Source organism: Stagnihabitans sp. (assembly GCF_964946895.1).
Map to the genome: position 1 here is coordinate 28,738 of NZ_CBBQHX010000007.1, position 26,486 is coordinate 55,223.

The 26,486-nt window shown below is 62.5% G+C and carries 26 protein-coding genes, 1 tRNA gene and 2 pseudogenes; 7 read left to right on the forward strand and 22 right to left on the reverse strand.

Annotated elements, in window-relative coordinates:
- Positions 1-6 precede the first annotated feature (6 nt).
- Both rho and AC1Y2B_RS06280 read right to left on the reverse strand, forming a co-directional pair.
- Positions 7-1,278: a transcription termination factor Rho gene (gene rho, locus AC1Y2B_RS06275; RefSeq protein ID WP_482252209.1), complete on the reverse strand. Its 1,272-nt coding sequence runs from the start codon at positions 1,276-1,278 to the stop codon at positions 7-9.
- Positions 1,279-1,399: 121 nt separating this feature from the next.
- Positions 1,400-1,849, reverse strand: coding sequence for a CopD family protein (locus AC1Y2B_RS06280; protein ID WP_482252210.1), 450 nt, complete (start codon positions 1,847-1,849; stop codon positions 1,400-1,402).
- A 396-nt stretch (positions 1,850-2,245) separates the two neighbouring features.
- Here AC1Y2B_RS06280 and AC1Y2B_RS06285 point away from each other — a divergent pair, with 396 nt between their 5' ends.
- The 3 genes from AC1Y2B_RS06285 to coaE are packed head-to-tail and all read left to right on the forward strand — an operon-like array spanning position 2,246 to position 4,268.
- On the forward strand, positions 2,246-2,842 hold the full coding sequence (locus tag AC1Y2B_RS06285; RefSeq protein ID WP_482252211.1) for a Maf family protein: 597 nt from the start codon (positions 2,246-2,248) through the stop codon (positions 2,840-2,842).
- Entirely contained in the window at positions 2,839-3,678 is an 840-nt protein-coding gene (locus AC1Y2B_RS06290) for a shikimate dehydrogenase (RefSeq protein ID WP_482252212.1), read from the forward strand. The genes AC1Y2B_RS06285 and AC1Y2B_RS06290 overlap by 4 nt, the downstream gene beginning before the upstream one ends.
- The gene (gene coaE / locus AC1Y2B_RS06295) at positions 3,675-4,268 is read left to right on the forward strand and encodes a dephospho-CoA kinase (protein WP_482252213.1); all 594 of its coding nucleotides are present in this window, start codon (positions 3,675-3,677) and stop codon (positions 4,266-4,268) included. Before AC1Y2B_RS06290 ends, coaE begins: the two co-directional genes overlap by 4 nt.
- Positions 4,269-4,271: 3 nt before the next feature.
- On the opposite strand, the gene AC1Y2B_RS06300 is transcribed toward coaE, so the two are convergent.
- The 5 genes from AC1Y2B_RS06300 to tsaD all read right to left on the reverse strand — a co-directional run bounded on the left by AC1Y2B_RS06300 (position 4,272) and on the right by tsaD (position 7,489).
- Positions 4,272-4,682, reverse strand: coding sequence for a DUF1761 domain-containing protein (locus AC1Y2B_RS06300; RefSeq protein ID WP_482252214.1), 411 nt, complete (start codon positions 4,680-4,682; stop codon positions 4,272-4,274).
- 63 nt (positions 4,683-4,745) lie between these two features.
- A complete protein-coding gene (locus AC1Y2B_RS06305; protein ID WP_482252215.1) occupies positions 4,746-5,165 on the reverse strand; it encodes an EVE domain-containing protein in 420 nt (139 codons plus the stop codon).
- The gene (locus tag AC1Y2B_RS06310) at positions 5,162-5,434 is read right to left on the reverse strand and encodes a YciI family protein (RefSeq protein WP_482252216.1); all 273 of its coding nucleotides are present in this window, start codon (positions 5,432-5,434) and stop codon (positions 5,162-5,164) included. The genes AC1Y2B_RS06305 and AC1Y2B_RS06310 overlap by 4 nt, the downstream gene beginning before the upstream one ends.
- A gap of 1 nt (position 5,435) precedes the next feature.
- Complete coding sequence (locus AC1Y2B_RS06315) at positions 5,436-6,395, reverse strand: NAD(P)H-dependent glycerol-3-phosphate dehydrogenase (protein ID WP_482252217.1); 960 nt, start codon at positions 6,393-6,395, stop codon at positions 5,436-5,438.
- On the reverse strand, positions 6,392-7,489 hold the full coding sequence (tsaD, locus tag AC1Y2B_RS06320) for a tRNA (adenosine(37)-N6)-threonylcarbamoyltransferase complex transferase subunit TsaD (RefSeq protein ID WP_482252218.1): 1,098 nt from the start codon (positions 7,487-7,489) through the stop codon (positions 6,392-6,394). Before tsaD ends, AC1Y2B_RS06315 begins: the two co-directional genes overlap by 4 nt.
- A 49-nt stretch (positions 7,490-7,538) precedes the next feature.
- Between tsaD and AC1Y2B_RS06325 the strand changes: the two genes are divergently transcribed.
- From AC1Y2B_RS06325 to AC1Y2B_RS06340, 4 genes are all read left to right on the forward strand, one after another.
- Positions 7,539-8,264, forward strand: a complete 726-nt coding sequence (locus AC1Y2B_RS06325; protein ID WP_482252219.1) for a uroporphyrinogen-III synthase — start codon at positions 7,539-7,541, stop codon at positions 8,262-8,264.
- 58 nt (positions 8,265-8,322) lie between these two features.
- Positions 8,323-9,369, forward strand: a complete 1,047-nt coding sequence (locus AC1Y2B_RS06330; RefSeq protein WP_482252220.1) for a COG4223 family protein — start codon at positions 8,323-8,325, stop codon at positions 9,367-9,369.
- A gap of 3 nt (positions 9,370-9,372) precedes the next feature.
- Positions 9,373-10,824: a heme biosynthesis HemY N-terminal domain-containing protein gene (locus AC1Y2B_RS06335; RefSeq protein WP_482252221.1), complete on the forward strand. Its 1,452-nt coding sequence runs from the start codon at positions 9,373-9,375 to the stop codon at positions 10,822-10,824.
- A 117-nt stretch (positions 10,825-10,941) separates the two neighbouring features.
- Positions 10,942-11,017: transfer RNA gene (locus tag AC1Y2B_RS06340), tRNA-Thr, on the forward strand.
- A gap of 390 nt (positions 11,018-11,407) precedes the next feature.
- On the opposite strand, the gene AC1Y2B_RS06345 is transcribed toward AC1Y2B_RS06340, so the two are convergent.
- The 15 genes and pseudogenes from AC1Y2B_RS06345 to AC1Y2B_RS06415 form a co-directional block, all read right to left on the reverse strand.
- On the reverse strand, positions 11,408-12,520 hold the full coding sequence (locus AC1Y2B_RS06345; RefSeq protein WP_482252222.1) for a Gfo/Idh/MocA family protein: 1,113 nt from the start codon (positions 12,518-12,520) through the stop codon (positions 11,408-11,410).
- Between the two features lies 1 nt (position 12,521).
- On the reverse strand, positions 12,522-13,628 hold the full coding sequence (locus AC1Y2B_RS06350; RefSeq protein ID WP_482252223.1) for a Gfo/Idh/MocA family protein: 1,107 nt from the start codon (positions 13,626-13,628) through the stop codon (positions 12,522-12,524).
- Positions 13,625-14,689, reverse strand: coding sequence for a Gfo/Idh/MocA family protein (locus AC1Y2B_RS06355; protein WP_482252224.1), 1,065 nt, complete (start codon positions 14,687-14,689; stop codon positions 13,625-13,627). Before AC1Y2B_RS06355 ends, AC1Y2B_RS06350 begins: the two co-directional genes overlap by 4 nt.
- A 2-nt stretch (positions 14,690-14,691) precedes the next feature.
- Positions 14,692-15,663 (reverse strand): ABC transporter permease, encoded by a 972-nt coding sequence (locus AC1Y2B_RS06360; protein ID WP_482252225.1) that lies wholly within the window; start codon positions 15,661-15,663, stop codon positions 14,692-14,694.
- Positions 15,660-16,634, reverse strand: coding sequence for an ABC transporter permease (locus AC1Y2B_RS06365; RefSeq protein WP_482252226.1), 975 nt, complete (start codon positions 16,632-16,634; stop codon positions 15,660-15,662). The genes AC1Y2B_RS06360 and AC1Y2B_RS06365 overlap by 4 nt, the downstream gene beginning before the upstream one ends.
- A complete protein-coding gene (locus tag AC1Y2B_RS06370) occupies positions 16,631-18,127 on the reverse strand; it encodes a sugar ABC transporter ATP-binding protein (protein ID WP_482252227.1) in 1,497 nt (498 codons plus the stop codon). Before AC1Y2B_RS06370 ends, AC1Y2B_RS06365 begins: the two co-directional genes overlap by 4 nt.
- A 63-nt stretch (positions 18,128-18,190) precedes the next feature.
- A complete protein-coding gene (locus tag AC1Y2B_RS06375) occupies positions 18,191-19,213 on the reverse strand; it encodes a substrate-binding domain-containing protein (RefSeq protein ID WP_482252228.1) in 1,023 nt (340 codons plus the stop codon).
- Between the two features lie 47 nt (positions 19,214-19,260).
- Complete coding sequence (locus AC1Y2B_RS06380; protein ID WP_482252229.1) at positions 19,261-20,172, reverse strand: sugar phosphate isomerase/epimerase family protein; 912 nt, start codon at positions 20,170-20,172, stop codon at positions 19,261-19,263.
- A gap of 1 nt (position 20,173) precedes the next feature.
- Positions 20,174-21,325: a Gfo/Idh/MocA family protein gene (locus AC1Y2B_RS06385; RefSeq protein ID WP_482252230.1), complete on the reverse strand. Its 1,152-nt coding sequence runs from the start codon at positions 21,323-21,325 to the stop codon at positions 20,174-20,176.
- A gap of 12 nt (positions 21,326-21,337) precedes the next feature.
- On the reverse strand, positions 21,338-22,063 hold the full coding sequence (locus AC1Y2B_RS06390; protein ID WP_482252231.1) for an SDR family NAD(P)-dependent oxidoreductase: 726 nt from the start codon (positions 22,061-22,063) through the stop codon (positions 21,338-21,340).
- A gap of 62 nt (positions 22,064-22,125) precedes the next feature.
- Positions 22,126-23,001 (reverse strand): MurR/RpiR family transcriptional regulator, encoded by an 876-nt coding sequence (locus AC1Y2B_RS06395; protein WP_482252232.1) that lies wholly within the window; start codon positions 22,999-23,001, stop codon positions 22,126-22,128.
- Positions 23,002-23,016: 15 nt separating this feature from the next.
- Positions 23,017-23,781 (reverse strand): SDR family oxidoreductase, encoded by a 765-nt coding sequence (locus AC1Y2B_RS06400; RefSeq protein WP_482252233.1) that lies wholly within the window; start codon positions 23,779-23,781, stop codon positions 23,017-23,019.
- An 840-nt stretch (positions 23,782-24,621) separates the two neighbouring features.
- A pseudogene (locus tag AC1Y2B_RS06405) lies at positions 24,622-25,009 on the reverse strand (carboxymuconolactone decarboxylase family protein); the annotation flags it as partial.
- 30 nt (positions 25,010-25,039) lie between these two features.
- Positions 25,040-25,714: pseudogene (locus tag AC1Y2B_RS06410) on the reverse strand (ATP-binding cassette domain-containing protein).
- Positions 25,699-26,478, reverse strand: a complete 780-nt coding sequence (locus AC1Y2B_RS06415) for a hypothetical protein (RefSeq protein WP_482252234.1) — start codon at positions 26,476-26,478, stop codon at positions 25,699-25,701. The pseudogene AC1Y2B_RS06410 and the gene AC1Y2B_RS06415 overlap by 16 nt, the downstream one beginning before the upstream one ends.
- Between the last annotated feature and the right edge of the window lie 8 nt (positions 26,479-26,486).

Consider the following 26,486-nt stretch of genomic DNA (forward strand, 5'->3'; position numbering starts at 1 on the left):
GCCCTCTTAGGTGTTCATCGATTCGAAGAATTCGCCGTTCGTCTTGGTCTGCTTCAGCTTCGACAACAGGAACTCGATGGCATCCGTCGTCCCCATCGGATTCAGAATGCGACGCAGCACATAGGTCTTCTGCAGATCGGTCTTCTCGACCAGCAGCTCTTCCTTCCGCGTGCCGGACTTGAGGATGTCAATCGCCGGAAAGGTGCGCTTGTCCGCCACTTTGCGGTCCAGCACGATTTCGCTGTTACCAGTGCCCTTGAACTCTTCGAAGATCACTTCGTCCATCCGGCTGCCGGTATCAATCAGCGCCGTGGCGATGATCGTCAGGCTGCCACCCTCTTCGATATTCCGCGCCGCGCCAAAGAACCGCTTCGGCCGCTGCAGAGCATTCGCGTCCACACCACCGGTCAGGACCTTGCCTGACGACGGCACCACGGTATTGAACGCCCGTCCCAGACGCGTGATCGAGTCCAAAAGGATCACAACATCCCTCTTGTGCTCCACCAGCCGCTTGGCCTTCTCAATGACCATTTCCGCCACAGCAACGTGCCGTGAGGCCGGTTCGTCGAAGGTCGAAGACACAACCTCCCCCTTCACCGACCGCTGCATGTCCGTCACTTCTTCCGGCCGTTCGTCGATCAGCAGCACGATCAGGTAACATTCCGGATGGTTCGTCGCGATGGAATTGGCGATGTTCTGCAACAGCACCGTTTTGCCCGTCCGCGGCGGCGCAACGATCAGCGCGCGCTGACCTTTCCCGATTGGGCAAACCAGGTCGATGATCCGCGCCGACTTGTCCTTGATGGTCGGGTCCTCGACCTCCATCTTCAGCCGCTCATCCGGGTAGAGCGGCGTCAGGTTGTCGAACAAAACCTTGTGCCGCGCCTTCTCGGGGTCATCGAAGTTTATCTTCGTGACCTTGGTGATCGAGAAATAGCGTTCCCCATCGCGCGGCGCCTGCATCAGGCCTTCAATCGTGTCCCCCGTCCGCAGGCTGAACTGCCGCAGAATATCTGAGGACACGTAGATATCATCCGGACCTGGCAGATAGTTGGCCGAGGTCGAACGCAGAAAGCCGAACCCATCCTGAAGCACTTCCAGAACGCCATCGCCGCCGATTTCCCAGCCTTCCTCGGCATGCTCTTTCAGGATCGAGAACATCATCTCGCCCTTGCGCATGGAGGGTGCGTTCTCAATCTCCCATTCCTCGGCCATCGCCAGCAATTCAGCCGGTGTCTTGGCCTTCAGATCAGCAAGATTCAGATGTTCAACAGTCATGGAAAACCCTTGGGTAGGTCGGCAGGACCGACTCAGTGCAGCAATGTCAACGGAATGCGTTTACGGCCGGACGGCCCCGCAGATCGCCCATTAGCCCTGGACCCCGCAAAAGTCAACCTTCTCAGAATTTGACGATGACCGAGGCCACGATGACAAGCATGAGCAAGGTCGGCACCTCGTTCATCATCCGGTACTGGCGGCCGGTCACCGTGTTGCTGCCGGCCACGAAATGCTTCCGCTGCATCCCCAGCCAGTGTTGAAACCACGTCATCACCAGCACCGAACCGGCCTTGGTCCACGGCCACACCATGCCCCAGTCGACAATCCCCGGTGTGAACACCAGACACAGACCAAACACCCAGACGGCAACGGACGCTGGTCCGATGATCCCCTTCAGCAACCGCCGCTCCATCGTCTGGAACATCGTGTCGGTGGCAGAGCCCTTTTCCACCTGCTCCACATGATAAACGTAAAGCCGCGGCAGGTAGAACAATCCCGCCATCCACGCGATCACGCTGACCACATGCGCAGTTTTGATCCACGGATACCATTCTGACAAAAAGTCCGTCATCGCCTTCCCCCTACTTCTTTATAGATAAGATAAAGAAAGGAATGATGATGTAATAGAGGTCGTGGATAACTGGATAGACGCTTTCCTCCCGCATCTTTCCCACAGGGACAAGGCTGTGGAGGAATCGAGAGCGTTCTTTTGGCAAGATGGAGTCAACCCTGGAAAATGTGCCGATATCTCAGCGCCTTGGCTGCCTGAAGTTGCGTCTTTGAATCTACCCCCATGTCCGTCGCACAAGACTTCTCCCCAGCGTGCCCAAGCTGTCGTCCCCATGGGGACAGTGCCTTTTCGTTCTCAGGGCGCATGCCGTGAAATGTTGGGTCCCGGTTCCACGCCCCCTTTTCACCGCAGGAACAAACCAGCATTGTCCACAGACCCACCCCCAAGGGAAATCGCATGACCCCGCTGCTTCTCGCTTCGCAATCCGCCATCCGCCTGACCCTGCTGCGCAACGCGGGCCTGGTCGTCGAGGCGCACCCTGCCCGCATCGACGAAGAAGCCCTGCGGGCCGCCTTGCAGGCCGAGGCTGCCACCCCGCGTGACATCGCCGACGCCCTGGCAGAGGCGAAAGCCCTGAAGCTGGCGCAGCGTCATCCGGGCAACCTTGTTCTGGGATGCGATCAAATTCTCGCCCTTGGTCCGCGCCTCTTCGCCAAGCCTGAAACGCGCGAAGAGGCCCATCAGCAGCTGCAAGACCTGTGCGGCCACACCCACCAACTGCTTTCCGCCCTTGTCCTTTACGATAAGGGCGAACCGATCTGGCGCCATGTCGGGGTCGCGCGCCTGACCATGCGAGAGGTTAGCCCGGCCTATCTTGACGCCTACCTTGACCGGAACTGGCCTGAGATTGGTCATTCGGTCGGTGCCTATCAGCTGGAATCCGAAGGGATCAGGCTTTTCTCCAGCATCGAAGGCGACTACTTTACCATTCTGGGTCTGCCCCTTCTGCCCCTCCTCACCTACCTGTCCTTGCGAGGTTTCATTCCGTCGTGACCGAGTTGCCCCGCATCCCCCTGGCCGGCGTGATCGGCCATCCCATTGCCCACAGCCGGTCCCCGGCGCTGCACGGTTTCTGGTTGAAGCGCTATGGCATCAAGGGCCACTACATCCCGATGGACATCGCCCCCGGAGATCTGGGCGAGGCGCTGAAAATGTTGCCAAAACTGGGCTTTGTGGGCATAAACGTTACCATCCCGCACAAGGAAACCATCCTCAAGCTGGCGGATGTCGTCACAGACCGCGCTGCCCTGATCGGGGCAGCCAACACCCTGATCTTCCGCAAGGATGGCAAGATCCACGCTGACAACACCGACGGTGCGGGCTTCATGGCGAACCTGCGCCAGCATGCACCCTTGTGGCAGCCTTCTCGCGGGCCGGTTGCGCTTTTCGGTGCCGGCGGTGCCGCCCGTGCCGTGATCGCTGCGCTGATCGAGGTGGGCGTTCCTGAAATCCGGATTGCCAACCGCACCCGTCTGCGGGCCGAGGTGTTGCGCCATGACCTTGGTGCCAAGCTGGTGGTGTATGATTGGGTTCACGCCGTCGACATGCTGGACGGTGCCGCGCTTGTGATCAACTCCACCTCGTTGGGCATGGCGGGCAAGCCTGACCTGCGCCTGCCCCTCGACCTGCTGGAGGCGGGGGCGGTGGCGACCGATCTTGTCTATACACCCCTGATGACGCCCTTCCTGCTGGAAGCGAAAGCCCGCGGCGCGCAAATTGTTGACGGTCTTGGCATGCTGTTGCATCAGGCCGCGCCTGGCTTCGAGCGTTGGTTCAATCACCGGCCCGAGGTTGACGAGGCGACGCGCGCTGCCGTCCTATCGGCATGAGTGGGCCTTTCAAGCTGGGGTTGACGGGCTCTATTGGCATGGGAAAATCCACGACAGCGGCCATGTTCGCCGCCGAGGGGATTCCGATCTGGGATGCAGATGCGGCTGTCCACCGTCTTTACGCGACAGGTGGCGCCGCCGTCGACCAGATCAGCACCCTTTGCCCCGAGGCGCTTCAGGGCGGCGCAATTGATCGCGCCGCCCTGAAACACTGGATCGCGCGCGACATCACTGCGCTTGCCCAGATCGAGGCCGTCGTGCATCCGCTCGTCTCGGCCGACCGTGCGGCTTTCTGCACGCAGATCGGCTCTGACATCGCGCTGTTCGACATTCCTTTGCTGTTCGAAAAGGGCACGGAGGCCGAGATGGACGCCACCCTTCTGGTCACCGCCCCGCCCGAAGTTCAACGCGCCCGCGTCTTGCAGCGCCCCGGCATGACCGAGGCGCAGTTTCAGTTGATCCTGTCGCGGCAGATGCCAGACAGCCAGAAACGCGCGCGGGCGACGCATATCGTTGAAACGCTCGATTCCGCTTCGGTCCGCGCCTATGTGAACGCCCTTCTGGCCCACATCCGGTCGCGGAACGACTGAGCTTTACAAAACAGCCAGAACAAGACCCATCAGGGTGCACCCGACGACACTGTTCACCCCGTCGATCAGCGTCAGCTTGAATGGCCGGCCGGCAAAGGCGTAGTTCATCGCAACCCAAGGCGTGATCAGGAAGGTCCCGATCCCAAAGCCGCCCATCACGCCCAAAACAAGCATGTTGAAATTCGGGTCCAAAGCGTGGGCTTGATACAGGATATGCCGCATCATTCCGGCGACCAGAACCTCTGCGACAAAACCGATGATGAAGGGCAGGGGACTGCCGCTGCCTTGTGGTTTGCCGGCAGCATCCACCGGAATTCCGGCAGCCGCCATCCACGGTTTTGACATCTTGATGTACCAAAACGCCCCAAAGCCATAAGCCACGGCGGCAGCAACAATCACGGCTAGAAATTGCATCGGTTCCCTCCCGTCAGGTTTTTCCGAAAGACTAGCCGCAACTGCGCTTTCAGCAATAGGATTTCAGGCGTCCACCCCGCCCAGATCGCAAATGATGCGCCATTCTTCAACGCTGACCGGCTGAACCGACAGACGCGAGTTGTTGATCAGCACCATGCTTTCCAGACCGGCTTGCACCTTGCACATCTCTAGCGTGACCGGCCTTTGCAATTTGGCGACCGGACGAAAGCAGACGCAATCCCAACGCGGATCGTCCGTCCGGCTGTCTTGTTGCGACAGGCGCGTGACCTCAACCACACCGACGATCTCTTTGCCGATGTTGGAATGGTAAAAGAACCCGCGTTCGCCCAACTGCATCAGCCGCATGTTGTTGCGGGCCTGATAGTTGCGGATGCCATGCCATTCCTCGTCAGCGGGAAGTTTGTCCCACAGGCTTTGAAAGCTGATGACATTGGGTTCGGATTTGAATAGCCAGAAGCTCATCCGATCACCTTTTTCCATTCACGGATATCGACAGAGGCGAACAGACCCGCCTTGGTATAGGCATCCTCGGCCACCCAAGCCTTGGCAGCGGCAAGATCCTCAACCGTGAGGACAATCATCGAGCCGCACATAGCCCCATCGACATCCAGAAACGGTCCGGCGAGTTCAACGACACCCGAGGCGTTCAGGTGTTCGACATGCGCGGGCCGGTTGGCCATGCGGATGTCCAAGGAGTTTGGCTTGTCGATACAAATCAAGGCAACGCGCATGTCATTCCTCTTTCAACGGGCGGGACATCAGGCTGCGGATGGCCTGATCCAGCGGGATTTCGTGGGCAATCAAGCGGGCCACCATTGTGGCGATGGGCATGTCGATCGCTTGTGCTTCTGCCAGTTGGCGGATGGCTTGCGCCGTGGTCACGCCCTCCACTGTCGTTGCACGATCGAAGGACTGACCCGCCCCCAAGGCCAGGCCATAGCGCAGGTTGCGCGATTGGGTCGAGGTGCAGGTCAGCACCAGATCCCCAAGCCCGGACAGGCCTGAAAGTGTCTCTAGTCTGCCGCCAAGGCGGAGGGAAAAGCGCTGCATCTCGGCAAAGCCCCGGGTGATCAGGGCTGCCCTGGCGGAGTCGCCCAGACCCGCGCCAATCACCACGCCTGCAGCTATGGCAATCACGTTCTTCAGCGCGCCCCCCAGTTCGGCACCCACAACGTCGCTGGTCCGGTACAGGCGCAGGGTCGGCGTGGACAGCAGGTGTTGCAGCTTTTCCGCTTCGGGCGCTGCGCAGGCGAGCGTCAACGCCGTGGGCAGGCCCCGGGCGATGTCAGCGGCAAAACTGGGCCCGGTCAGGATTGCGGCAGGGCTGGCCGGACAGAACTGGGCGATCAGTGAGGTGGGGCCCCGCAGGCTTGCCAGATCGACGCCTTTGCAGCAGGCCACCAAGGCCGTTCCGTTCAGCGCCACGTCATGTTCGGCCAGAAAGGCTGCCAAAGCCTGTGTTGGCAGGGCGAGCAATATTGCCTCCGCCCCATCGAGGTCCGTCAGATCGGCTGTCATAGAGACGGTTTCCGGCAGCGCAATCCCTGGCAAGCGGCTATTATTGCAACGCGCCAGCGCCATTTCGGCCACATGGCGCGCATCGCGCGCCCATAGCCGGACATGACGCCCCTCGCGCCCCAGAGCCACGGCCAGGGCAGTGCCAAATGCCCCGGCGCCTGCCACCCCGATCATGCCTTGGCCCCCTTCTTGCCCGACCCGATCATCGGCGCCGCACTGCCGTCAAGCGGCCAGCGCGGTCGTGCTGTGAGGTTGCTGCCCGCGTCGGCTCCCATCTGGTGCCGCTCGATCCCGGCCCAGGCGATCATCGCGGCATTGTCGGTGCAAAGCTTCAGCGGAGGGGCGGTGAAAGCGACGCCCAGTTTGGCGCAAACGGTCTGCAATGCAGTGCGAAGCGTAGAGTTTGCAGCAACGCCTCCGGCAACAGCAAGGGTTGGCGTGCCCGGGGCCTCATCTAGATAGGTCTCCAGCGCGCGCCGGGTCTTTTCGGACAAAACGGCTGCCACTGCCGCCTGAAAGCCGGCGCAAAGGTCGGCGCGGTCCTGCACCGTGATCCCGCCTTTTTCGGCCATTAGCGCGTCGCGTGCGCGCAGGACGGCCGTTTTCAGACCGGAAAAAGACATGTCGCAACCGGGACGGTCCAGCAGGGGCCGGGGCAGGGGAAAGCGTTTGGCATCGCCTTTGGCGGCCTCCGCCTCGACCCAGGGGCCGCCCGGCTGCGGCAGGGCGAGCAGTTTGGCGATCTTGTCAAAGGCTTCGCCCGGGGCATCGTCAATCGTGCCGCCAAGGCGCTGGAACTGGTCCGGGCCGCGCACGATCAGGAACTGGCAATGCCCACCCGAGACCAAAAGCATCAGATAGGGAAAGGCCAAGCCATCCGTCAGCCGGGGCGTCAGCGCATGGCCCGCAAGATGGTTCACGCCGTACAGGGGCAATCCCGTCGCTGCGGCAATCCCGCGCGCCAGCATCACGCCGGACAGCACCCCGCCGATCAACCCCGGACCCGATGTCACCGCAACCGCGTCCAGATCCGACAGCGTGATTCCGGCCGCAGCCAAGGCCCGTTCAACACAATGGTCCAGGCGCTCGGCATGGGCGCGGGCTGCGATTTCGGGGACCACCCCGCCGAAGGCGGCATGCAAGGCGGACTGGCCTTCAACCTCTGAGGCAAGCACATGGCCGCGCCCATCGGCCATCAGGCGCACCACGGCAGCCGCCGTGTCATCGCAACTGCTTTCGATGCCAAGAAAGGTGAGTGATCTGTTCATCGACCCATCAAGATTGCCCAAGACCAAGTGTCGGGGTAACACCTTGGCCATGGCCGCACAATCCTTTGCCCCCGTTGTCCTGTTGACCAGACCCGCCGCGCAATCGGCGCGTTTCGCTGAAAGTCTGCGTGCGCGGGTGCCCGGCGTGCGGATCGTCACGTCTGCCCTGATCGCGCCGGTCTTTCTGACGCCCGCCTTGCCGACGGGGCCGTGGCGCGCCGTCATCCTGTCTTCGGAAACCGGGGCCGAGGCCGCGGGCCGGATGAAGGCGTTCCTGCCGACCCAAGCCTTCTGTGTCGGGGACCGGACCGCGCAGGCGGCGCGGGCTGCAGGCTTTGTCCCGCAATCGGCGCAGGGCGATGCCGAGGCGCTGCTGGCCCTGATTCTCTCGCAACCCCTCGCCCCTTTGCTTCATTTGCGCGGGCGCGAGGCGCGGGGTGACCTTGCTAAGCGGCTTTCGGCCAATGGCATCGCAACGGACGAGGCGGTGGTTTACGCTCAGGAGGAACAGCCCCTGACGCCGGAGGCGGTTGCGCTTCTGCGCGGCCAAGACTCCGTGCTTGCGCCTGTATTTTCACCGCGTAGTGCCGAGATTCTGGCCTCAGAGTACCAAAGGGTCAAAGCCACCTGCCCCGTGACCCTTCTGGGTATGAGTGCTTCCGTCGTCGCGGGCGTGGGGCGAACCTTCGGCAACAGCCTTGTGGCGGCGCGGCCAACAGCGGAAAGTATGCTGGAAGCCGCGGTCACCCATTTGGCCGCAGGGCAGGGCACTTGAACAGAGGCTCATTGCCGCATTACCTTGCGGCATGATGCGCCGCACGGAAGGATCGACCATGGCCGACACGGATGACACGGGCACCACTGCTGCACAGCCCAAGGTCGCAGAGGCCACCGTTGCCCCACAAATTCAGGATCCGCCTCGTCCGCGCTCGGCGCTTGGTCCGGTTTTGGGCGGCGTTGTGGCGGCCTTGGTGGGATTTGCCGTGGCGCAATTGGTGCCGCATGGCTGGCCCCTTGGCAGCACCTCGACGATTGAGGCGGATATCAAGGCGCAGATGGCGCAGGTGGACGCGCTGAAGACGCAGGTGCTTGACCTGAGCCAGAAGCTGGACTCTTCCAAACTGGCCGAACGTGTCGCCAAGCTGGAGGCGACGCCTGCCCCGACCGCGCCCGCGGATATCTCTGGCCTTGAGGCAAGGGTGGCGGCTCTTGAGGCCAAACCGGCGGGCGCCAGTGCGGATCCGGCCGCTTTGGCGCAGATCAAGTCCGACATCGAGGTGCTGAAAGCCAATGGTGCCGGTGAAGTGTCGCCTGCCGTGCAGGCCAGTCTGGATGCCAAGGTTAAAGAGACCGAAGCCCGGCTTGCCACGATCGAAGAGACTGCTAAGGCCAGTGCCGCAGCCGCCATTTCCCGCGCGGCAGTGCGCCAGATTGCCGCTGCGCTGGACAGCGGTACGCCCTACGGCGCGGCTTTGGCGGACTTGGGCGGCGCCAATCTGCCGGCCGTTCTGACCGATCATGCGGGCACCGGGTTGCCGACGTTGCAAGGTCTGCAGGCCGATTTCCCCGACGCCGCCCGCGCCGCCCTTGACGCCTCATTGCGCGCAAACATGGGAGCCACATGGTCCGAGCGGGTGACCAACTTCCTGCGCACCCAAACCGGGGCGCGGACCCTGGCGCCCCATGCAGGCTCTGATCCCGACGCCGTGCTGTCGCGGGCACAAGACGATACGGCGAAGGGCGACCTTGGGGCTGCGTTGAAAGAGATTGCGGGCTTACCCCCAGAAGGTCTGGCTGCCTTGGCCGATTGGCAGGCCCGGGCGCAACTTCGCTTGAATGCCGCCGCGGCGGTTCAGGCCCTTATGGCGCAGGCGGGATAAATCATGCTGTTTTCGCTATTTCGCATCCTGTTTTTCGTCATCGTGGTTCTGGCCCTGACCTTCGCGGCCACGGTCCTCATTCAGGCCGACAGCGTGATGCGCATCGCCTTCGCCGGGTGGGAGTTCAGCCTGCGCCCCCTGCAACTGGTGATCGCCGCCCTGGTTCTTGTGCTGGCGGTATGGATACTGCTGAAATTGGTTGGCCTGCTGGTCGCCGTGTTGCGCTTTCTCAATGGCGATGAGACGGCGATTTCCCGCTATCTTGACCGTGACCGCGAGCGGCGCGGCTTTCAGGCGCTGACTGACGGCATGATGGCCTTGGCCGCTGGCGAGGGCCGGCTGGCGCTGATCAAGGCGCAGCGGGCAGAGGGATATCTGGACCGGCCCGAACTGACCAACCTGCTGATGGCGCAGGCGGCGGATGTGGTGGGCGATACCAAAAGGGCTGAAGCCGCTTACAAGGCCCTGCTGGTGGATCCCCGGACACGGTTTGTCGGCATCCGGGGTCTTTTGAAGCAGAAACTGCAAGAGGGCGATACCGAAACCGCGCTGAAGCTGGCCGAAAAGGCCTTCGAACTGAAGCCGCGCCACGCGGAATCGCAGGACATCCTGCTGAAGCTGCAATCGGGTGCCGCCGATTGGAAGGGTGCTCGTGCCACCTTGACCGCTCAGGCCAAGTCAGGAGCCCTGCCGCGCGATGTTTACCGCCGCCGTGATGCCGTCATGGCCCTGCAAGAGGCCAAGGGCGTGATCGACGAAGATTCCACGATCGAGGCGCAAGAGGCCGCGATTGCCGCCAACAAGCTCTCGCCCGACCTGATCCCGGCCGCCACGATGGCGGCCCGCAGTTATGTGCAAAAGGGTGACAAAAAGAACGCCACCCGGGTTCTGAAGAAGGCATGGGAGGCCCGCCCGCACCCCGACCTCGCCGCCGCCTTCGCCGAGATCGAGCCCGAGGAAAGCCCGGAAGCCCGCCTGCGCCGTTTCAAGCTGTTGACCGCAATCCATCCGGACGATCCCGAAAGCAAACTGCTGACGGCCGAGCTTTGCATCGCCGCCGAAGATTTCCCGGCCGCGCGCCGCGCCTTGGGCGATCTGGCCACCAGTCATCCGACGCAGCGCAGCCTTGCCATCATGGCCGCAATCGAACGCGGCGAGGGTGGCGATGATGCCACGGTACGCGCCTGGCTGTCCAAAGCCCTGATCGCCCCGCGCGGCCCGCAGTGGTGCTGCGACAAATGTCAGGCTGTCCACTCGGCTTGGGCGCCGATCTGCGAGAATTGTCAGGGTTTTGACACGCTGAGCTGGCGTGAACCCAGCGAAACCCGGGGTGCCAGCGCGACAGGTGCCGAACTTCTGCCGGTGATCGTCGGCGCACCCAAACCCTTTGTTGCCCCGACCGCACCCGCGCCTGAGCCGATTGACCTTGAAGCGATTGGCCGTCGGGCAAACTGAAGCCTGTCGTCGCAATGCTGTCGACACGCAAGGCCTTGCCTGCAAATGGCAATATCCCGCTCTCTCCAGGGGTTGACTTCTATCTCGCTGGCTCATAGTAGGTGCGGGCCAGAAAGTGCCGCTGTAGCTCAGCTGGTAGAGCACGTCATTCGTAATGATGGGGTCGGGAGTTCGAGTCTCTTCAGCGGCACCACTATTTCCAAAATAGTGATCCGAACCTGTGCGCAAATGAGCGCATCAACGTGCCGGATCATCTTGTCTTACCCTGGCTTGGGTGTTGCATGGCGCAGGCTTGGATCAACAAATTGGCCAAGAAGCCGTCCGTCCAATGCCGGACGGCATGACTTTGAACCCATCAGTGGCCCGGTGTGTGCTGGACCCGGCGCTTGGTGCGCTGGGCCAAGGCAACCTGCCCCCGATGTTGCTGCGTGGGGCTTTGCGGCGGCATCGTCTGATGGAAGCTGACAGATTTGTACGATGAGGGCCTTCGTGCCCGTCAAGCGTGGGCCCGGATGCAGTCTGAAGCCGTGTAGGTCGGGCGTTTAGGCGGAAGGATTGGGACGGCGCCAAGTCATTCGCAACCTCAACTGGATTTGTCGGCGCTTACGGCTGGAAGCCACACATTCTGCGGCTTGCACGGCACGTTCTGCGATGAGGCAGGTACATCCGGCTTGCCCGGGGCCTGCAAGACCTCGATTCGACCACTGCGGATGCTTGCATCGGCGGCAAGGCAGATGCGCAGGGATTGCACCGCGTCCTGCAGGTGGCGGCTCAGGTCAATGTCTTCGGCAATGGCGCGCAGAACATAGGCCTGTTCGGCGTCGCAAAGATCCTGATGGCTGGGATCATCGGGCATCCGGATCAGGTGGTCGCCTCCCGACCGATGCAGAAGAATTCCACCCACTTTCGTGTGCCCTTCAATCTGGGACGAGGCCGCCTTGTCGCTGTCCACGATCGACACCGCCCCCTTTGGGCTGATGATATCCTTCACGAAGAACGCAGTTTCCGACATCATCGGCCCCCAGCCGGCTTCGTACCAGCCAACTGACCCATCATCGAAGATCACCTGAAGTTGGCCATAGTTGTACATGTCTGACGCAATTTCATCCGACAGGCGCAGGCCTATGCCCTGCACACTCAACGGCACGGCATCTGTGATCTGGCACATCACGTCGACATAATGCACGCCGCAGTCGACAAGGGGCGAGGTGGATCGCATCAGCGCCTTGTGCACCTCCCACGCATGGCCTGTCGATTGCTGGTTGAGGTTCATGCGAAACACGTAAGGCCCGCCCAAAGCCCGCGCCTCGGCGATCAGCCGCTGCCAGGAGGGGTGGTGGCGCAGGATATATCCCACCACCAGCTTGCGCCCGGTCAACCGCGCCACCTTTGCCACGTGTTCGGCATCGGCCACCGTGGTCGCGAGGGGCTTTTCCACAAACACATGCGCGCCATGGGTCATGGCCTGAATGGCAAGTTCGGCGTGGCTATCGGCATAAGTGGCAATCACCACCAGATCGGGATTGGTGGCAAGGCCGTCCTGCAGGCTGCGAAAGCGGGGATAGTGCCGCAACTCCGGCGGCAGGGTCACCTCTGACCGATTGACCAACCCCACGATCTGCGAGCCGAACTTGTGATGCGCCAAGGCATGCGAGCAGCCCATGTTGCCCAAGCCAACGACCAGAACGCGCGCCATTTCACACCTCCAACCGCGTGACAGAACCCACCGCAACCTCGCGACCGGTTCGGCGCGACTGGATCGCCGCGAAGGCAAGGGCAAGGCTGCGCAGGTTCTCGGCAGCGCCGTTTTGCGGTTCGTTGTTGTCTTCGATCGCGACCAGAAGCGCGCCCATCGCGCCGCGAAAGCCGTCGTTGAACCAAGTGCCCACCAGATCAGGCTGCGCTCTGCCTTCGGGCGTTGTCAGGGCGACGGACTGTTTGCCAAGGTCAGGACCGCTGCTGTGCAAGCTGCCCAGCGTGCCGCCGATGAAGGTTGTGTCAGTGGCGCCAAATGGCACCCCGCCATCAAAGACCAGCGAGGCTTGACCACCCTGCATCCGCACCAAAGCCTGCGCCAGAAGCGGTACGGTTGCCTTTTGGCCGGGGGCCCGGCTGGTCGTGGCGAAGACGCTTTCCGGGTTGGGGATAACAGAGGCGATGAAGTCAAACCAATGAATGCCAAAATCGTAAAGAATCAGATCCTCGATCCTGTCAAACGGCGTGCCGGCAATCCAGCCGTGATTCCAGTGAATGGCGACGTGGGCCGAAATCACATCCCCCACCAGCCCAGCTTTCACCGCCGCGCGCATCCATGCCAAATGAGGGGCCCATCGGCCGTTCTGGTTGACTGCCAGCTTGACCCCCTTGTCGTGGGCCAGGTCGACCAGGCGCTGTCCGTGATCAAGATCCAGTACGAAGGGCTTTTGCGACAGAACATGCTTGCCCGCCTTCAACGCCGCTTCGATCAGCGGCAGGCGGTCGGCCGGGTGGGGGGTGATGTCGACCACGTCGATGGTGGGGTCGGCCAGAACGTCTTCAAGGCGGTCGGTCACAAGGGCTGTTGGGGCATAGATCTGCGCCAAAGCCTCGGCCTTGGCGCGGGTCCGGTTGCAGATCGCGGCAACCTCCCACCCTGCCGTGCGATAAGCGTCCAGATGGGCAGAGGCGATGCCACCCGCGCCGATCAGGCCGATCCGGGGGCGATAGCTGCGCGGAGTTGGGGGCTGATAGGGCAGGTTGGGGGCGGGGGCGATCCCCGTCTCGGTGGTGCGCAGGGCGTAGGTGTCGGCGTCAGGTGCCGTCATGGGACAAGCGCCACCGTTCGCTTCAGCTGTGCTGACAAAACGGCGCTGTCGACGATGCGCTGGCCCAGAAGGCTGACTTGCGGATCGAGCGGGCCGCTGATCTTCTCGCCCTTGGTCAGGCAATCCAGAACGAAGCCAATTGCATCCTGTCGCCCGTCTGGCAGCTGTTCAGCGGGGAGCGGATGCGGTTCGGGCCGTGTTCGGGTCTGTACCGTCACGTGATCGGCATAGTCCCGGCTTTGGATCGTCCCTTCGGTCCCCACAAACACAAACCCGCAATGCGGCTGCGGCTGGATTGTCCAGGGGTCGGTGAAGGTGCCCCAGCGCGTCTCCATCTTCGACAGACCCCGGGCGTAGCGCAGAATGGTGATGGAATGCTGGTCGACCTCGATCCCTGCGGTTTCATCTACAGCACAGGTTATCTCCAGCGGTTCTTGCCCGTTCATGTACCATGTGCCCAAAGTTGCGCCATAGCCGAGGTAATCCAGCAGACTGCCCCCGCCCGAGGCGCGCTTGTACCACCAGGACGTGGGCTTCTGTGCCTCGACTTCGGCGGGCGAAACCTTGACCTTGTCGGCGAGGTGATACAAAGGCCCACGGTTGCCGTCATAGAAATGCACCTCCAGCAGGTCGCCGATCATTCCCTGATCAATCAGCCGCTTGGCGGTGACATGAGCGGGCACCCAAGCCAATGGCCAGTTGACTGCCAGAACCTTGCCCTCCATCGCGGCGATCATCCGGCGCGCGTCCGCGACAGAGGCGGCAAAGGGCTTTTCCACGAAGACGTGGCAGCCATGAGTTGCCAGCCGTTCCGTGTAGCGGGCGTGGTCCGCGGTGGCTGCGCAAAGGATGGCAAGGTCCGGTTTGGTTGCCATGCAGGCGTCGAAGTCGGTAAAGACCCGCTCCGGCGGGATGGCGAAATTCGCGATGGCGCGGGTCATCTTGGCGCGGTCTGGGTCGAAGATGCCAACAAGTTCGGCTTTGGGGTGGTCATGCACAAGGCGCAAAAGGTCGCCCATGTGCATGTGGTCAAAACTGATGCCGACGATGCGGAAGGTCATGGTCATCCTTTCTCGGTCAGGCGGATGTAAAGGGAGGTGACGGCCAGAATGATCAGGCCAAACAGGATGCCGCGCGCGCCCTCGGGCATGTGCAGCAAGGTCAGCATGGTGGTCAGTACCGTCAGGATCAGCGCGCCCACGATCGTACCGCCATAGCCCCCGCGTCCGCCGAAGATCGAGGTGCCCCCGACCACCGCCGCCGCCACCGAGGGCAGATCGAACCGCAGTGCCAGCGACAGCGAGGGTGTTTTCACGAGGCCAATCAGGATCAGTCCTGTCAGCCCGGCGATCAGGCCCGAGAGGGTATACAGCACGAAATAGACCTGCCAGCTGCGTACTCCTGAAAGCCGCGCCGCAGGCTCGTTGCTGCCCAAGGCATAAAGCAGCCTGCCAAAGCCGGTGCGCTTCTGGCCCCAGATCAGCAAGGCGGCGAAGGGAAGAAATATCACCAGACCGTTTGGGACGCCATAGCTGCGCCCGGTGCCAAGCCAGACCAGCAGGTCAGGGATCAGCGTGCCGGTGGCGATGACATAGCGCTGATAGACCAGAAGGCAGCCATTCGCGATCAACCCGGTGCCAAGGGACATGATCAGGGGATGCACCCGGCAGATGGCAATGCCAAACCCATTCACCATGCCGGCCAGCAGCGCGCAGCCAAGTCCGATCAGCACCGCCTCTGGCACGCCCAGAATGGGCGACAGGGTGGCCATCACAAAGGCGGTGATCGTGGCCACGGTGCCTGCAGACAAGTCGATCCCGCCGGTCAGCATGGTCAGGGTCTGGCAGGCCGCCAGCATGGCCAGCGGAATGGCAACCTTCACCGTGTTGCCGACCCAGAAGACGCTGACAATGCCGGGTTGCATGACCTCAAGCGCCAGAACCAGCGCCAGAAGCAGAAGTGTAAGCGGGATCAGCGGATTTTCCGCCATCAGACGGGTCACACGGCGCGTCGGGGGGGCCTCGGTGCTGCTCATGCGCGCCGCCCCCGCATGGCCACAACCCCGCCGAACATCACGACGACGACCATGATGGCGCCCTCGACGATGGTCGTGACATTGGGGTCAACCGACATCAGGGTCAGGTCCATCCGCACCAGCCGCAAGACAAAGACTGCCAGGATCGGGCCCAGCAAGCCACCCCTGCCGCCGCCCAGGACGACACCGCCCAAGACCACTGCCGCCACCGCCGCCAGAAGATAGGGGCCCGGGATCGGCTCGCCAATGCCGGTGCTCATCGTCACGGCAATCCCGCCAAGCGCGGCAAACAGCCCGGTCACGGCATAGGCTGCAATCTTTGTCCGCCCGACCGGAACACCCGACCGAAACGCCGCCAGCGCATCGCTGCCGATGGCGTAAAAGCGCAAGCCAAGGGTCGACCGGCGAATTGGCAGCCAAATCGCGGCCAGACAGACGAACAGACACACCACCGACTTGGGCAGCCAGACCGTCAGCGCCTCTGGCACCAAGGGCAAGGTGACGCCGCCGACGCTGAGCGCCCGCAGCCATGGGGCTGCGGCGCCTCCGGGCGCGTTCAGGATCAGCAAAGCCACGCCTTGCCAGACAAACAGCATCGACAGTGTCACCACGATATCGGGCACGCGGGTCACTATCACCAGTGTGCCATTCACGGCCCCCATGGCTGCGCCCAGACCCAGCACGAACAGCACCACCAGAACCGATTGCCCGTCACTTGCGCCCTCCATCAACGTCGCTGTGGACACGCTGGTGACCGCCATCATCGAGGCCAGCGACAGATCAATTCCGCCCGCAATCACCACCACAGCCATGCCAAGCGTCGCCAAGGCAAAGGGCAGCGCTGCGCGGCCAAGGGAATCGAGGCCTGATACCCCGAAATCCGGCTGGATCAGCTTGGTGGCGATCAGCAGCAGCGTCAGAAGCGCCGCCAGTCCCAAGGTCCAGCCGTTTCGGGACAGGATTCGGTTCATGCCGTCACCTGCTTTTCGGTCAGGCCATAAGCGGCGCGCATCAGGGTCGGCTCGTCGGCGTCAAGGGCGTCGATCACATCGACAACGCGCCCATTGAAGATCACCACCGTCCGGTCGCAGGCCAAGCGCACCTCGCTGAGTTCCGATGTGTAGTACAGCACTGCCGCCCCCTGCGCGGCAAGTTCGCGGACCAGGGCATAAATCTGCCGCTTGGTGCGGATGTCGATGCCGCGCGTGGGATCGAACAGCAGCAATGTCTCGACCCCCTTGGCGATCCAGCGCGCAATCGTGACCTTTTGCTGGTTGCCGCCCGACAGTCGCCGCACCTCGCCTTGGGCGCGGGTGTCGATCTGCAGGCGTTCGATGGCGGTTGTCACCCGACGGGCCTCGTCCCGCATCGGAATGACGCCCCAATCGCGAAGACGCGCCATCAGAGGCAGTGCGATGTTTTCCCGCACTGACCGCGACATCAGCAGCGCTTTGGTGCGGTCACCGGGCACGAAGGTCAGGCCCGCATTGATGGCATCGGCAGGATGTCGAAAGCTGGCGCTTTGGCCGTCTACCAAGACCGAACCTGCCGCGGCGCGGCGATTGCCGGCCAGAACATCGAACAACTCGTCCTGACCCTGCCCTTCCAGCGCCACGACGCCCAAAACCTCTCCAGCATGAAGATCAAAGGACGCATCGGTCAACCGATTGCCTGCCGCAAGGCCGCGCACGGCCAGACGCGGCGGGCTTTGCGCAGCGCGCTTCACGATCCGGGCGCTGGGCACTGCCTGCGTATGATCCGCCCCCAGCATCATTTCGACAATACGCTCTTCGATGCCGGGTTCGATGTTGACGCTGCCCACCGTCGCCCCGTCGCGCAGCACCGTGGCGCGGTCGCACAGGGCTGCGATCTCGGCAAAACGGTGCGAGATATAGATGATAGACCGCCCGGCATCGGCCTGCTGGCGTGCAACCTGCAGCACGCGGGCCACCAGATCGGTCGGCAGGGCGGCGGTCATTTCATCCAGCAGCAGCACATCGGGTTCTGCCGCCAAGGCACGCGCCAGATCAAGGATGCGCAATGTGGCCAAGGGAAGACGCCCGATCATGTCATCCAGCCGCAGATCGTGGATGCCCAAGGCCTCCACCCAATGCCGAAAGGCCGCGACTGGCGTCTTGCCCAGCCGCAGATTGTCCGCCACATCCAGATCCGGGATCAGCGAGGGTTCCTGATAGACCGGCACCAACCCTGACCGACGCGCTTCGGCCGGCGAGGAAACATGGGCGTCTTGCCCCCGGATCAGCACATGCCCTGTGTCGGGTGCCAAAGCCCCGGTCAAGATTTTGACGAAGGTTGATTTGCCCGCCCCATTGGCCCCCATCAGGGCCACCACCTCGCCCCGGTGCAATACGAGAGACGCGTCGCGCAGGGCCACGACAGAGCCAAAACGTTTCGACACGCCTTGCGCGTCCAGAACGGGCGCAGTGGTTTCCAGAAGGGTCATAGGGCCTGCAATTCGGTTGAACGGGCCCCCGACACATGCCGGGGGCCGCTTGGTCTTGCCCTGTTATTCACCCGGGCCTTTGCACGCGATGACCTGGTCCATCGTGTAGGTGGTCCAGCCCGGGATCGAGACGGAGACCGGCCAGTCCGGGTTGAGGCTGGGATTTGCCGCTGCCTTCAACAGCGCCTTGCCCGCGTCGCTGGTGTTGTCCCAAACCACCGGATCGACCAGCGTTGTCTTGTCGGCGGGCTTCTTGCCATCCAAGATCTGCAGCGCCAAAGCGACGCCCGCCCCACCCACCGACCCTGGGTTGGTCACGGCAGCGCCTTTCAGCCCGGCGACCGACGACAGCTGGCCAACGAAGCCCGCGTTGTCAGCCCCCACCACCGGCACCAGCGGCGCGCCAGATTCGGTCAGGGCATCCACGATCACGTTGTCGATGCCCGAGGTCCAGATGCCGTCGAACTTGGTGCCAGCCGCGATGATGTCGTTGATCTGCTGCTTGCCCTGATCTTGTTGCCAGCCGGTGAAGACCTCTTGCGCGACCTTGATGCCGGGGTATTCGGCCAAGGCCTTCTTGAAACCCTTGTCCCGGTCATTGTCGGCACCGGCACCTGCGGCGCCGCGCATGTAGACCACGGAACCTTTGCCGCCCAGCGTGTCAAACAGCCATTTGGCACCCAAATAGGCATATTTCTCTTGGTTGTTCGAAATGATGTAGGCCGAAGGCTCGGTCACGGCCTGGTCCACAGCCACGACGACGATGCCCTTGTCCGTTGCTTCCTTGATCGCGGCGTTGATGCCATCGGCGTTGGCGGGGTTGACCACGATGGCGTCCACGCCCGCCTGGGCCAGGTTGCGGATGTCTTCAGACTGGCCTGCGGCGTCGGTATTGCGGTGGGCGATGTTCAGGCTGGCAACCTCGCCCGAGGCCAAGGCCTGCGCTTTCATCGCGCAGACCATCTCCTCGCGCCAGCCATTGCCTTGCACGGTGTTGGAAATGCCGATCTTGTAGGGCTTGGCGTCAGCCATTCCCCCGAAAGCGGCCAAAGTCAGGGCAACGGTGCCCAACAGAAGTGTCTTCATCGGTAGTCCTCCCTAGTGTCTTTGTTTTCCGTCTGTTCGTTCTCGTCCTACTTCACAAAGGGGCGAAGGACGTCTCTCGCCAACAGGAACCCGCGTTTGATCTTGTCGTCCGATCCTTCAAAGTTCCGATCTTCATGTTCAATGATCACTGGGCCGTCGTATCCGGCACGGTAAAGGCCCGAAAAAACCTCGGACCAATTGATGTCTCCCAGCCCCGGCATGCGGGGGACTTGCCACCCGATTCCCAAGGACATGATACCGTTTTCATAGAGCCCGTCGCGGTCGATCATCAAATCCTTGGCATGGACGTGCACCATTTTCGCCCCGAACTCCCGGATGAACCGAGATTGGTCGATCATCTGCCAGACCAGATGGCTGGGATCGTAATTCATGCCAACGCCGTCGAAGGTCTCGAAGATCCGCCGCCAGATCTTGGGAGAGTAGGCGATGTTGTGTCCGCCGGGCCATTCGTCCTTCGAGAAGATCATCGGGCAGTTTTCAAAGGCCAGTGTGACGCCGTTGTCGCGCGCGAAGGCCACGACGTCAGGGAAGATCTGCGTCGCCCTTGTCCAGTTCTGGTCCAGGGTCAGCATACGGTCGCCGCCGATGAAGGTGTTCACGACGTTCACGCCCATCAGGCTGGCCGCTGCGATGACCTTCTTGAGATGGCCAATGACATTCTCGCGGTGCGCGGTCTCGGCGTGCAGGGGGTTGGGGTAGTAGCCGAGGCCCGAGACGGTCAGACCTTTCCCGGCCAGTTCCGCAACGATTTCGACGGCCTGCGCCTTGGTCATCGCCTCGACGGCCACATGGCTGGTGCCGGCATAGCGCCGCGTCTCATGGCCGGACGAGGGCCATGCGGCAATCTCCAGTGACTGAAATCCGTTTGCGGCGGACCAGTCGGCGACCTTTGACAGGCTGGTATCGCCGAAGGGCACGGTCAAAAGGCCAAGCTTCATGTCATCCCCCAATCGCAACCCATCGCCCCTCGCGGGCGCTGGTCAGCACGGCGTCGCAGAATTCCATCTCGTAGTGGCCGTCTTCAAAGTTGGCATAGGTGGCACCGTCCGAGCGTTGGCCGCGTGCTACGTCGCCGTAGATCTGCGCGAAAAGCGCGCGGAACGTGTCGGCAAACCCCTCGACATGTCCTCCGGGCAGGCGCGTGGCGGCGGACCCTGTTGCGTTCATCAGGCTGGCATCGCGCTGCAGGATCTGATTGGGCGCATCCCGGTGGCCGATCCACAAGTGGTCGGGCGTCTCGGAGTGCCAAGCCGCCGATGCGCCAGAGCCAGAGATTTCCCAGCTTAGCGCATTCTTGCGACCCGCGCTGATCTGGCTGGTGCTCATCACTCCGCGGGCGCCGTTTGGAAAGCGTAGCAGGATCAAGGCGGCGTCGTCCGTTGTGATGGAACGGGGTTCGCCTGTGTTGGTGGCTGCGGCGAATGTTTCGACCGAACCTATGGGTTTCTGGCGCACGGGCACGAAGGTTGAAAGGTCGGCAAAGACCGCACTTGGCTTCTGGCCGATGATGAAGCTGGTCAGGTCGACCCAATGCGTGCCGATGTCGCCGACGGATCGCAGGAGGCCGCCCTGATCGGCTTCCAGCCTCCAATTCCAATCGGTCGGCTTGGCAAGCCAGTCCTGATGATAGTGTCCCGAAATCAGGCGGATGTCGCCCAATTCACCCGCCGCCACCATGCCGCGCGCGTGCTGGTTCAGGGGATAGAACCGCACATTGTAACACACCGCCGCGACCTTGCCCGACGCCTTGGCCAAGGCCACCATTTCCTCGGACTGCGCCGAGGTCATCGCCAAGGGTTTCTCGCAGATCACGTGTCGCCCCGCCGCGAGGATCTGCTTCACCTGAGGATAATGCGATACGTTGGGCGAGGTGACATGGACGACTTGCACCGCCGGATCGGCCAAAAGTTCCTCCAGACTGCCATAAGCCCGCGCTACCCCCAAGGCAGCAGCCCGCTCCTCCCCACGCCGGGCGGAAGACCCAAGAACACCAGCCACAGGGACCCCGATGCGCCGCAGGGCCTCTAGATGAACGGTGCCGATGAAACCGGTGCCTATGACCGCGGCGCCAATCCGGGTGAAGTCGGTCATTCAGGGCACCCCTTACGCAATCGAATAACCTCCGTCGACGGCCAGACAGGTCCCGGTCATGAAGGCGGCGGCAGGCGACGCGAGGAACAAAACGGGCCCCGCGATATCTTCGGGCTGGCCCCATCGCCCCATCGGTGTCCGCAAATTCACGGCAGCCACATGGGCCGGATCGGTGCGGCTTCTCGCCGACTGCATCGTGACGACGAACCCCGGCGCCACGGCGTTCACGCGGATGCCATCTGCAGCCCACGCAATCGCCAGCGATTTGGTCAGTTGCACAACCGCCGCCTTGCTGGCCCCGTAGGCCGGGTTCTTCGGGCTGCCGAACGTCGCATACATCGAGGCGATGTTGATCAGGCTGCCCTTGCGGGCTTTCAGCGTGTCATGGAACGCCTCAGCCGTGCGGAACGTGCCGTGCAGGTTGACGTTGACGACGTGTTCAAAGAACGACGGCTCCATCTCTTCTCCGCGCGAGGTGATCGCGGCGCAGTTCACCAGAATGTCCAGGCCATCGGTTGACGCGGCAAGATTCCGCACGGCCACAAGGTCCGTCACATCCAGCTGGGTATAGTCAAACCGTCCGCGATCCTCTTCCGCCGGCTCGGCCTCGGCCCCAGTGATGGCAACGGCAGCCCCGCCTGTCTTAAACGCCCGTGCGATGGCGGCCCCGATGCCGGCACGGCTTGCACCCACCACCAGAACCCGCGCGCCCGAAAAGTCGAAATTGCTACGCTGCATCTTCGTCTCCTCCAAAGATGATCTTTCGCGCAGACGTGATTCGATGCAATGAAATTTTCAATTCAGCGGTTTTGAATATTCCCTTTCCATGTTGTTCCCAGCCGTCGCCCAAGGCTGACGATGATGGTCTGGCATACGACCATAGCGGGCACCTGACTGCGAAAATGGCCCAAACGCGCTTCGTTGACATAAAGCACATGTGATGCGAGCCCTGCGACCGGGCTGAGTTCATTGTCAGTGATTGCCAGCACCTTGCGGCCAGAGCGGGCGGTCAGCTTTGCGACCTCGACCGTTTCAGGGGTGTAGTCGTCGAAAGTCATCACCAGCAAGGCGTCCTTCGGGCCGATGGCGAAGACCTGCTCGGCCCGCATTGCGCCAATGTTGTCGATCAGATGCGCCCGCTTGCCTATGTTGGCCAGGCCGTAGACCATGTAGGCGCCCAAGCCAAAGGCACCCCGCGCTGCGGCGATGTGAACGGCCTCGCACTCTGCCAGAATATCAATGAATCCGATAAGTTGGCTGCAATCCAGCGCCTGTTCGATGCGCAGAAGCGATTGCACCGCGGCCTGCACGAAACTGCCGAAGACCTGATCCGGCAGGTCCAGGTCGGCATCGCCGATCTTTAGGCCCGGATCAGCCATCCGCGCAGCATAGGGCAGGCGGGGGCCCAGAAGGCGCTGGCGGAACACAGCCTGCAATTCGGCAAAGCCGGCAAAGCCGATCTCCCGGGCAAAACGGGTGATCGTGGTGGGCGGCACTTGCGCCTGATCTGCCAATTGAACGAGTGTGTTGATCGCCACTTCCTCGGGATGGTTGAGGAAGAACCGCGCCACCTGGGCCAAGCGTTTTGAAAGCGTGCCTGCCCGTGCGACAAGCTCGGTCCGCAGCCGGTCATAATCTTGCGCGGCAGGCGATGGGTGGGGGTCAGCTTCCGTCAAACCACACTCCTTCCGTCAAAGGGCACCCGCCACCTTCTGTTCAAAATCGATAATCGAGCCGCTCATCGGGGCAGAGGCTTCGCCAAGCAGAAACACCGCCAGACGTGCCGCTTCTTGCGCCGTCACCAGCCGCCCCAATGGCATGTTGGCGGATTCTTCTGCCAGCCAGCCTGGGCCACGCCCCAGAACCTCGGCCTGCATCCGATGCTCGGATGGCGTGGCAATCCAGCCAAGGTTGATGCCGTTGACGCGGATATGGTCGGCCATGTGGGCGCGGGCAGCATTGCGGGTCAGGGTCGTCATGGCACCTTTGCTGGCGGAATAGATTGCCAGATCTGGGGCGCCGCAATAACCGTTCATCGACAGAATATTGACGACCGAGCCCACTGCCCTTCGCGCCGCCATGTCGGCAATCGCGTTTTGCATCAGGAAGAAGGCCGCGCGGGCATTGACCGTGAAAAGCTGATCCCAAATCAGAGGTGTGCCTGACAGAACCGAGCCGCGCGTTGTCAGCCCGGCGGCATTGACCAGCCCATCCACCCGGCCGTGGCGCGCCTTGACCGCATCCAATATCACCTTGGGCGCTTCGGAGTCGGACAGGTCTGCGACCACAACCGAACAGGTGTCACCCAATTCGGCTGCGGCAAGGGCACACCCCGTGGCATCACGGTCGCTCAGAACCAGCGCCCCTGCACCCTCTTCTGCTGCCTGACGGGCGATGGCCAATCCGATGCCACTTGCCGCGCCGGTGATCAGGATCACCTTGTCGGACAGGCCCATATTCATCTGTCGGCACAGGCCGATCCACACGACCGAGTTTGATCGAACGCGCATGCGGCAGGATGAGGGCGGCGGGGCTGGTGACACATTGGCGGGCAGGCCTTGCTGTGGACCCATCCAGTTCCGCCGAATCCACGGGTGGTGTCAATTGGCTTCTCATGCCGACCTCTGCGGGGCCGCAGGACAGCAGAACCGTGGCAGGCGTGGTCCGGCGCCCCTCCAGGTCAGCATGGGCCTTGTCCGCCTCTTGCAACGGATGGCAGTGTGGCACCTGCTTTTGCAGCCCCCGCTCGTCAGGCGTGCGAACAAGTCGCCTCCCCGCGCCAGATCTGTCAACGAAAAGCGGGTGATCATGCCTGAGGATTGCCCGAAGTTCACGAAGATCCCCCACCGCTGCAGGCATTTCAACGACCGGGCCCACGTGTCCTTGCCCACCGGGTCCTAGACCACCAACCCCCTGTGCTCCCGTCAGCTCGCGCATCTGGGATACGAAATTCTGGCAACGGTAATTGATCACATTGCCATAGCCATGCTGAAGTGCCAGCGCGACCTTCTCGTCAGAGCCGGCTGTACCAATTGTCCCAGCAACAGCCCCCCGGTGCCAATGCGCAGACGCCCGCGCCCACGGCCTCCCCCACACCGGCCGCCTCTGCCCCCGGGATCATGGTGGGCGTGGTCCAATGGTAAAGGCCAAAGCGGTTCTAGATGTCCAGGAAGTTGACCCCGATGGCCGTCTGCTGCAACAGCACCTCGCCTGAAGCAGGGTCTGGCGTGGCGATGTCTTCTCACTGCATGACCTCGGGTCGGCCGGGGCCGTGGGCGATCAGGGCCTCGTCCATGTCAGCTTTCGATCAGGAAGACCGGATAGACTGGCACCTGCATGGCGGTGACCAGATGGTTGGTCTGCGCCGCCAGCCCGATGATCGCCATCAGCTCGGCGTGCTGGGCGTCCGTCATGCCCTTGGCCTTGGCTGCGGCGGTGTGGGAATGCACGCCATAGCTGCAGCCATTGGCGGTCGAGACGGCGATGTAGATCATTTCCTGCACCACCCTGCCCAGTACGTTTTCCCCGGCCATCACTGCCGTCAAGCCGCCCCAGGGTGCGCTCCAGCAGTGCAGGGTCAGCCGTCGCCCCCCAAAAGTTGTTCACGAAGTCCGATTTTTGGGGGGCGCGGATGTCGTCGAAGACGGCTTTGACGCGGGGGTTGGCTTCGGCATCAGTCCAGAGTTTACGGTAGCCATGAGTTCTCCTTTGCGGTCAATGCACCGCTGAGTACATGATCTTTTCCTCGGTCGCCTGTGTGGGGCACAGTTCTTCCACAATGCGACCCTGACAGTAGACAAGGATGCGGTCCGACAGGTTCAAAACCTCGGGCAGATAGCTGTAGATCACCACGACCGCCAAACCCGCATCCGCCAGACCCTTGATGATCTGATGAATTTCGCAGATCGCCGCCACGTCGACACCCAGCGTGGGTTCATCAAAGATCACCCCGCGCGGCGTTTGCACCAGTCCCTTGCCGATCACCACCTTCTGCTGGTTGCCGCCCGACAATTCCATCATCCGTGTATTTTCGTTGATCGCACGGATGTTCAGTTTGGCCGTCCACTCTTCCGCCCAGGCCTTAATATCGGCGGCCCGCACGTTCGTAGCCGACTTGCCTGCGGCGAGAAGGCTGAAACACCATCGCTATGCCGACTTCCAGCGCGTCATTCGGCGTGGCGAAGGTGGTTTCCTTGCCCTTCTGGTACATCTTGCCGGATGTCGCCGGTACCACGCCGGCATGATCTTGGTCAGGGTCGACTTCCCGGCCCCGTTCTCCCCAAGCAAGGCGTGGATTTCGCCCGGCATAAGGGTGAAATCCACCCCGCTGACAGCAGGCAAGCTGCGGTAAGACTTGGAAATCGATTCCAGTTTCAGGATTGGTTCCATTCAGGCGCTTCCTGTTTCGGTATGGCCGCCGGTGATGATGCAATCGCCCCCCCCTTGGAGGCGATATGAAGTTGACCCCGATGCTCCAGCGCCGAGGTCACGCCGTGACGTGTTCCATTGGCCCGGCTGTGCAGGCTGAACAGGGGCGAGAAATCGGCTCCAAGTAGCCCGAACGACCGCGTCGGCGACCATGCCTTGTGGACGCCCAGCATCCGGATGCCAGCGCATTGCAAAGGCTCCGGAAAGCTGCGGCCAGAAGAGAGGGCCGGGGCAATCCAGAACTCGGGCTTCACCTCGGTCATCATCGCCAGGCGATAATGGGTTTCCTGTAGAACGAATTCGATGAGGCGGTTGCGCGGGGCAAACAGCGCCAGCCATGCGCCGCCGTCTTCCACCGGCGCGATCCGCGCGGGATAGCCCGGCAGGCTTTCCAGTATGGGCTGCGGACGACTGCCGCCGAGGCGCAGCAGCCGGTGTCGCCAGCTTTCCGAAACGATCACGCCCGCGCCTTCGGGCAGCAGGCTGTAGGGCCAGGCGAGGCCGCCCGCCACCATCCGCCAGATGCCATCGTGGACCCAGACCGAGCCCGAGGCGTTCCTCATCATCAAATCGGTCGCCCATTGCGACGGCTTCACCGTTGCCGAGCTATTGGCCACCCACAACCGCCCGTCCGACCCGTTAGCCAGCGCCGTGATGCAGCGCACCTCTGGCGGCAAGGCCAAAGCGGCCGCGGCGAGGGTCAGGCTGCCATCCTCCAGACCCACCGCCAACC

What these genes read in the sequence shown, in the direction of transcription:
- rho (WP_482252209.1), bottom strand. Translation starts at nt 1,278, where the DNA reads ATGACTGTTGAACATCTGAATCTTGCTGATCTGAAGGCCAAGACACCG.
- AC1Y2B_RS06280 (WP_482252210.1), bottom strand. Translation starts at nt 1,849, where the DNA reads ATGACGGACTTTTTGTCAGAATGGTATCCGTGGATCAAAACTGCGCAT.
- AC1Y2B_RS06285 (WP_482252211.1), top strand. Translation starts at nt 2,246, where the DNA reads ATGACCCCGCTGCTTCTCGCTTCGCAATCCGCCATCCGCCTGACCCTG.
- coaE (WP_482252213.1), top strand. Translation starts at nt 3,675, where the DNA reads ATGAGTGGGCCTTTCAAGCTGGGGTTGACGGGCTCTATTGGCATGGGA.
- AC1Y2B_RS06300 (WP_482252214.1), bottom strand. Translation starts at nt 4,682, where the DNA reads ATGCAATTTCTAGCCGTGATTGTTGCTGCCGCCGTGGCTTATGGCTTT.
- AC1Y2B_RS06305 (WP_482252215.1), bottom strand. Translation starts at nt 5,165, where the DNA reads ATGAGCTTCTGGCTATTCAAATCCGAACCCAATGTCATCAGCTTTCAA.
- AC1Y2B_RS06310 (WP_482252216.1), bottom strand. Translation starts at nt 5,434, where the DNA reads ATGCGCGTTGCCTTGATTTGTATCGACAAGCCAAACTCCTTGGACATC.
- AC1Y2B_RS06315 (WP_482252217.1), bottom strand. Translation starts at nt 6,395, where the DNA reads ATGATCGGGGTGGCAGGCGCCGGGGCATTTGGCACTGCCCTGGCCGTG.
- tsaD (WP_482252218.1), bottom strand. Translation starts at nt 7,489, where the DNA reads ATGAACAGATCACTCACCTTTCTTGGCATCGAAAGCAGTTGCGATGAC.
- AC1Y2B_RS06325 (WP_482252219.1), top strand. Translation starts at nt 7,539, where the DNA reads ATGGCCGCACAATCCTTTGCCCCCGTTGTCCTGTTGACCAGACCCGCC.
- AC1Y2B_RS06330 (WP_482252220.1), top strand. Translation starts at nt 8,323, where the DNA reads ATGGCCGACACGGATGACACGGGCACCACTGCTGCACAGCCCAAGGTC.
- AC1Y2B_RS06335 (WP_482252221.1), top strand. Translation starts at nt 9,373, where the DNA reads ATGCTGTTTTCGCTATTTCGCATCCTGTTTTTCGTCATCGTGGTTCTG.
- AC1Y2B_RS06345 (WP_482252222.1), bottom strand. Translation starts at nt 12,520, where the DNA reads ATGGCGCGCGTTCTGGTCGTTGGCTTGGGCAACATGGGCTGCTCGCAT.
- AC1Y2B_RS06350 (WP_482252223.1), bottom strand. Translation starts at nt 13,628, where the DNA reads ATGACGGCACCTGACGCCGACACCTACGCCCTGCGCACCACCGAGACG.
- AC1Y2B_RS06355 (WP_482252224.1), bottom strand. Translation starts at nt 14,689, where the DNA reads ATGACCTTCCGCATCGTCGGCATCAGTTTTGACCACATGCACATGGGC.
- AC1Y2B_RS06360 (WP_482252225.1), bottom strand. Translation starts at nt 15,663, where the DNA reads ATGAGCAGCACCGAGGCCCCCCCGACGCGCCGTGTGACCCGTCTGATG.
- AC1Y2B_RS06365 (WP_482252226.1), bottom strand. Translation starts at nt 16,634, where the DNA reads ATGAACCGAATCCTGTCCCGAAACGGCTGGACCTTGGGACTGGCGGCG.
- AC1Y2B_RS06370 (WP_482252227.1), bottom strand. Translation starts at nt 18,127, where the DNA reads ATGACCCTTCTGGAAACCACTGCGCCCGTTCTGGACGCGCAAGGCGTG.
- AC1Y2B_RS06375 (WP_482252228.1), bottom strand. Translation starts at nt 19,213, where the DNA reads ATGAAGACACTTCTGTTGGGCACCGTTGCCCTGACTTTGGCCGCTTTC.
- AC1Y2B_RS06380 (WP_482252229.1), bottom strand. Translation starts at nt 20,172, where the DNA reads ATGAAGCTTGGCCTTTTGACCGTGCCCTTCGGCGATACCAGCCTGTCA.
- AC1Y2B_RS06385 (WP_482252230.1), bottom strand. Translation starts at nt 21,325, where the DNA reads ATGACCGACTTCACCCGGATTGGCGCCGCGGTCATAGGCACCGGTTTC.
- AC1Y2B_RS06390 (WP_482252231.1), bottom strand. Translation starts at nt 22,063, where the DNA reads ATGCAGCGTAGCAATTTCGACTTTTCGGGCGCGCGGGTTCTGGTGGTG.
- AC1Y2B_RS06400 (WP_482252233.1), bottom strand. Translation starts at nt 23,781, where the DNA reads ATGGGCCTGTCCGACAAGGTGATCCTGATCACCGGCGCGGCAAGTGGC.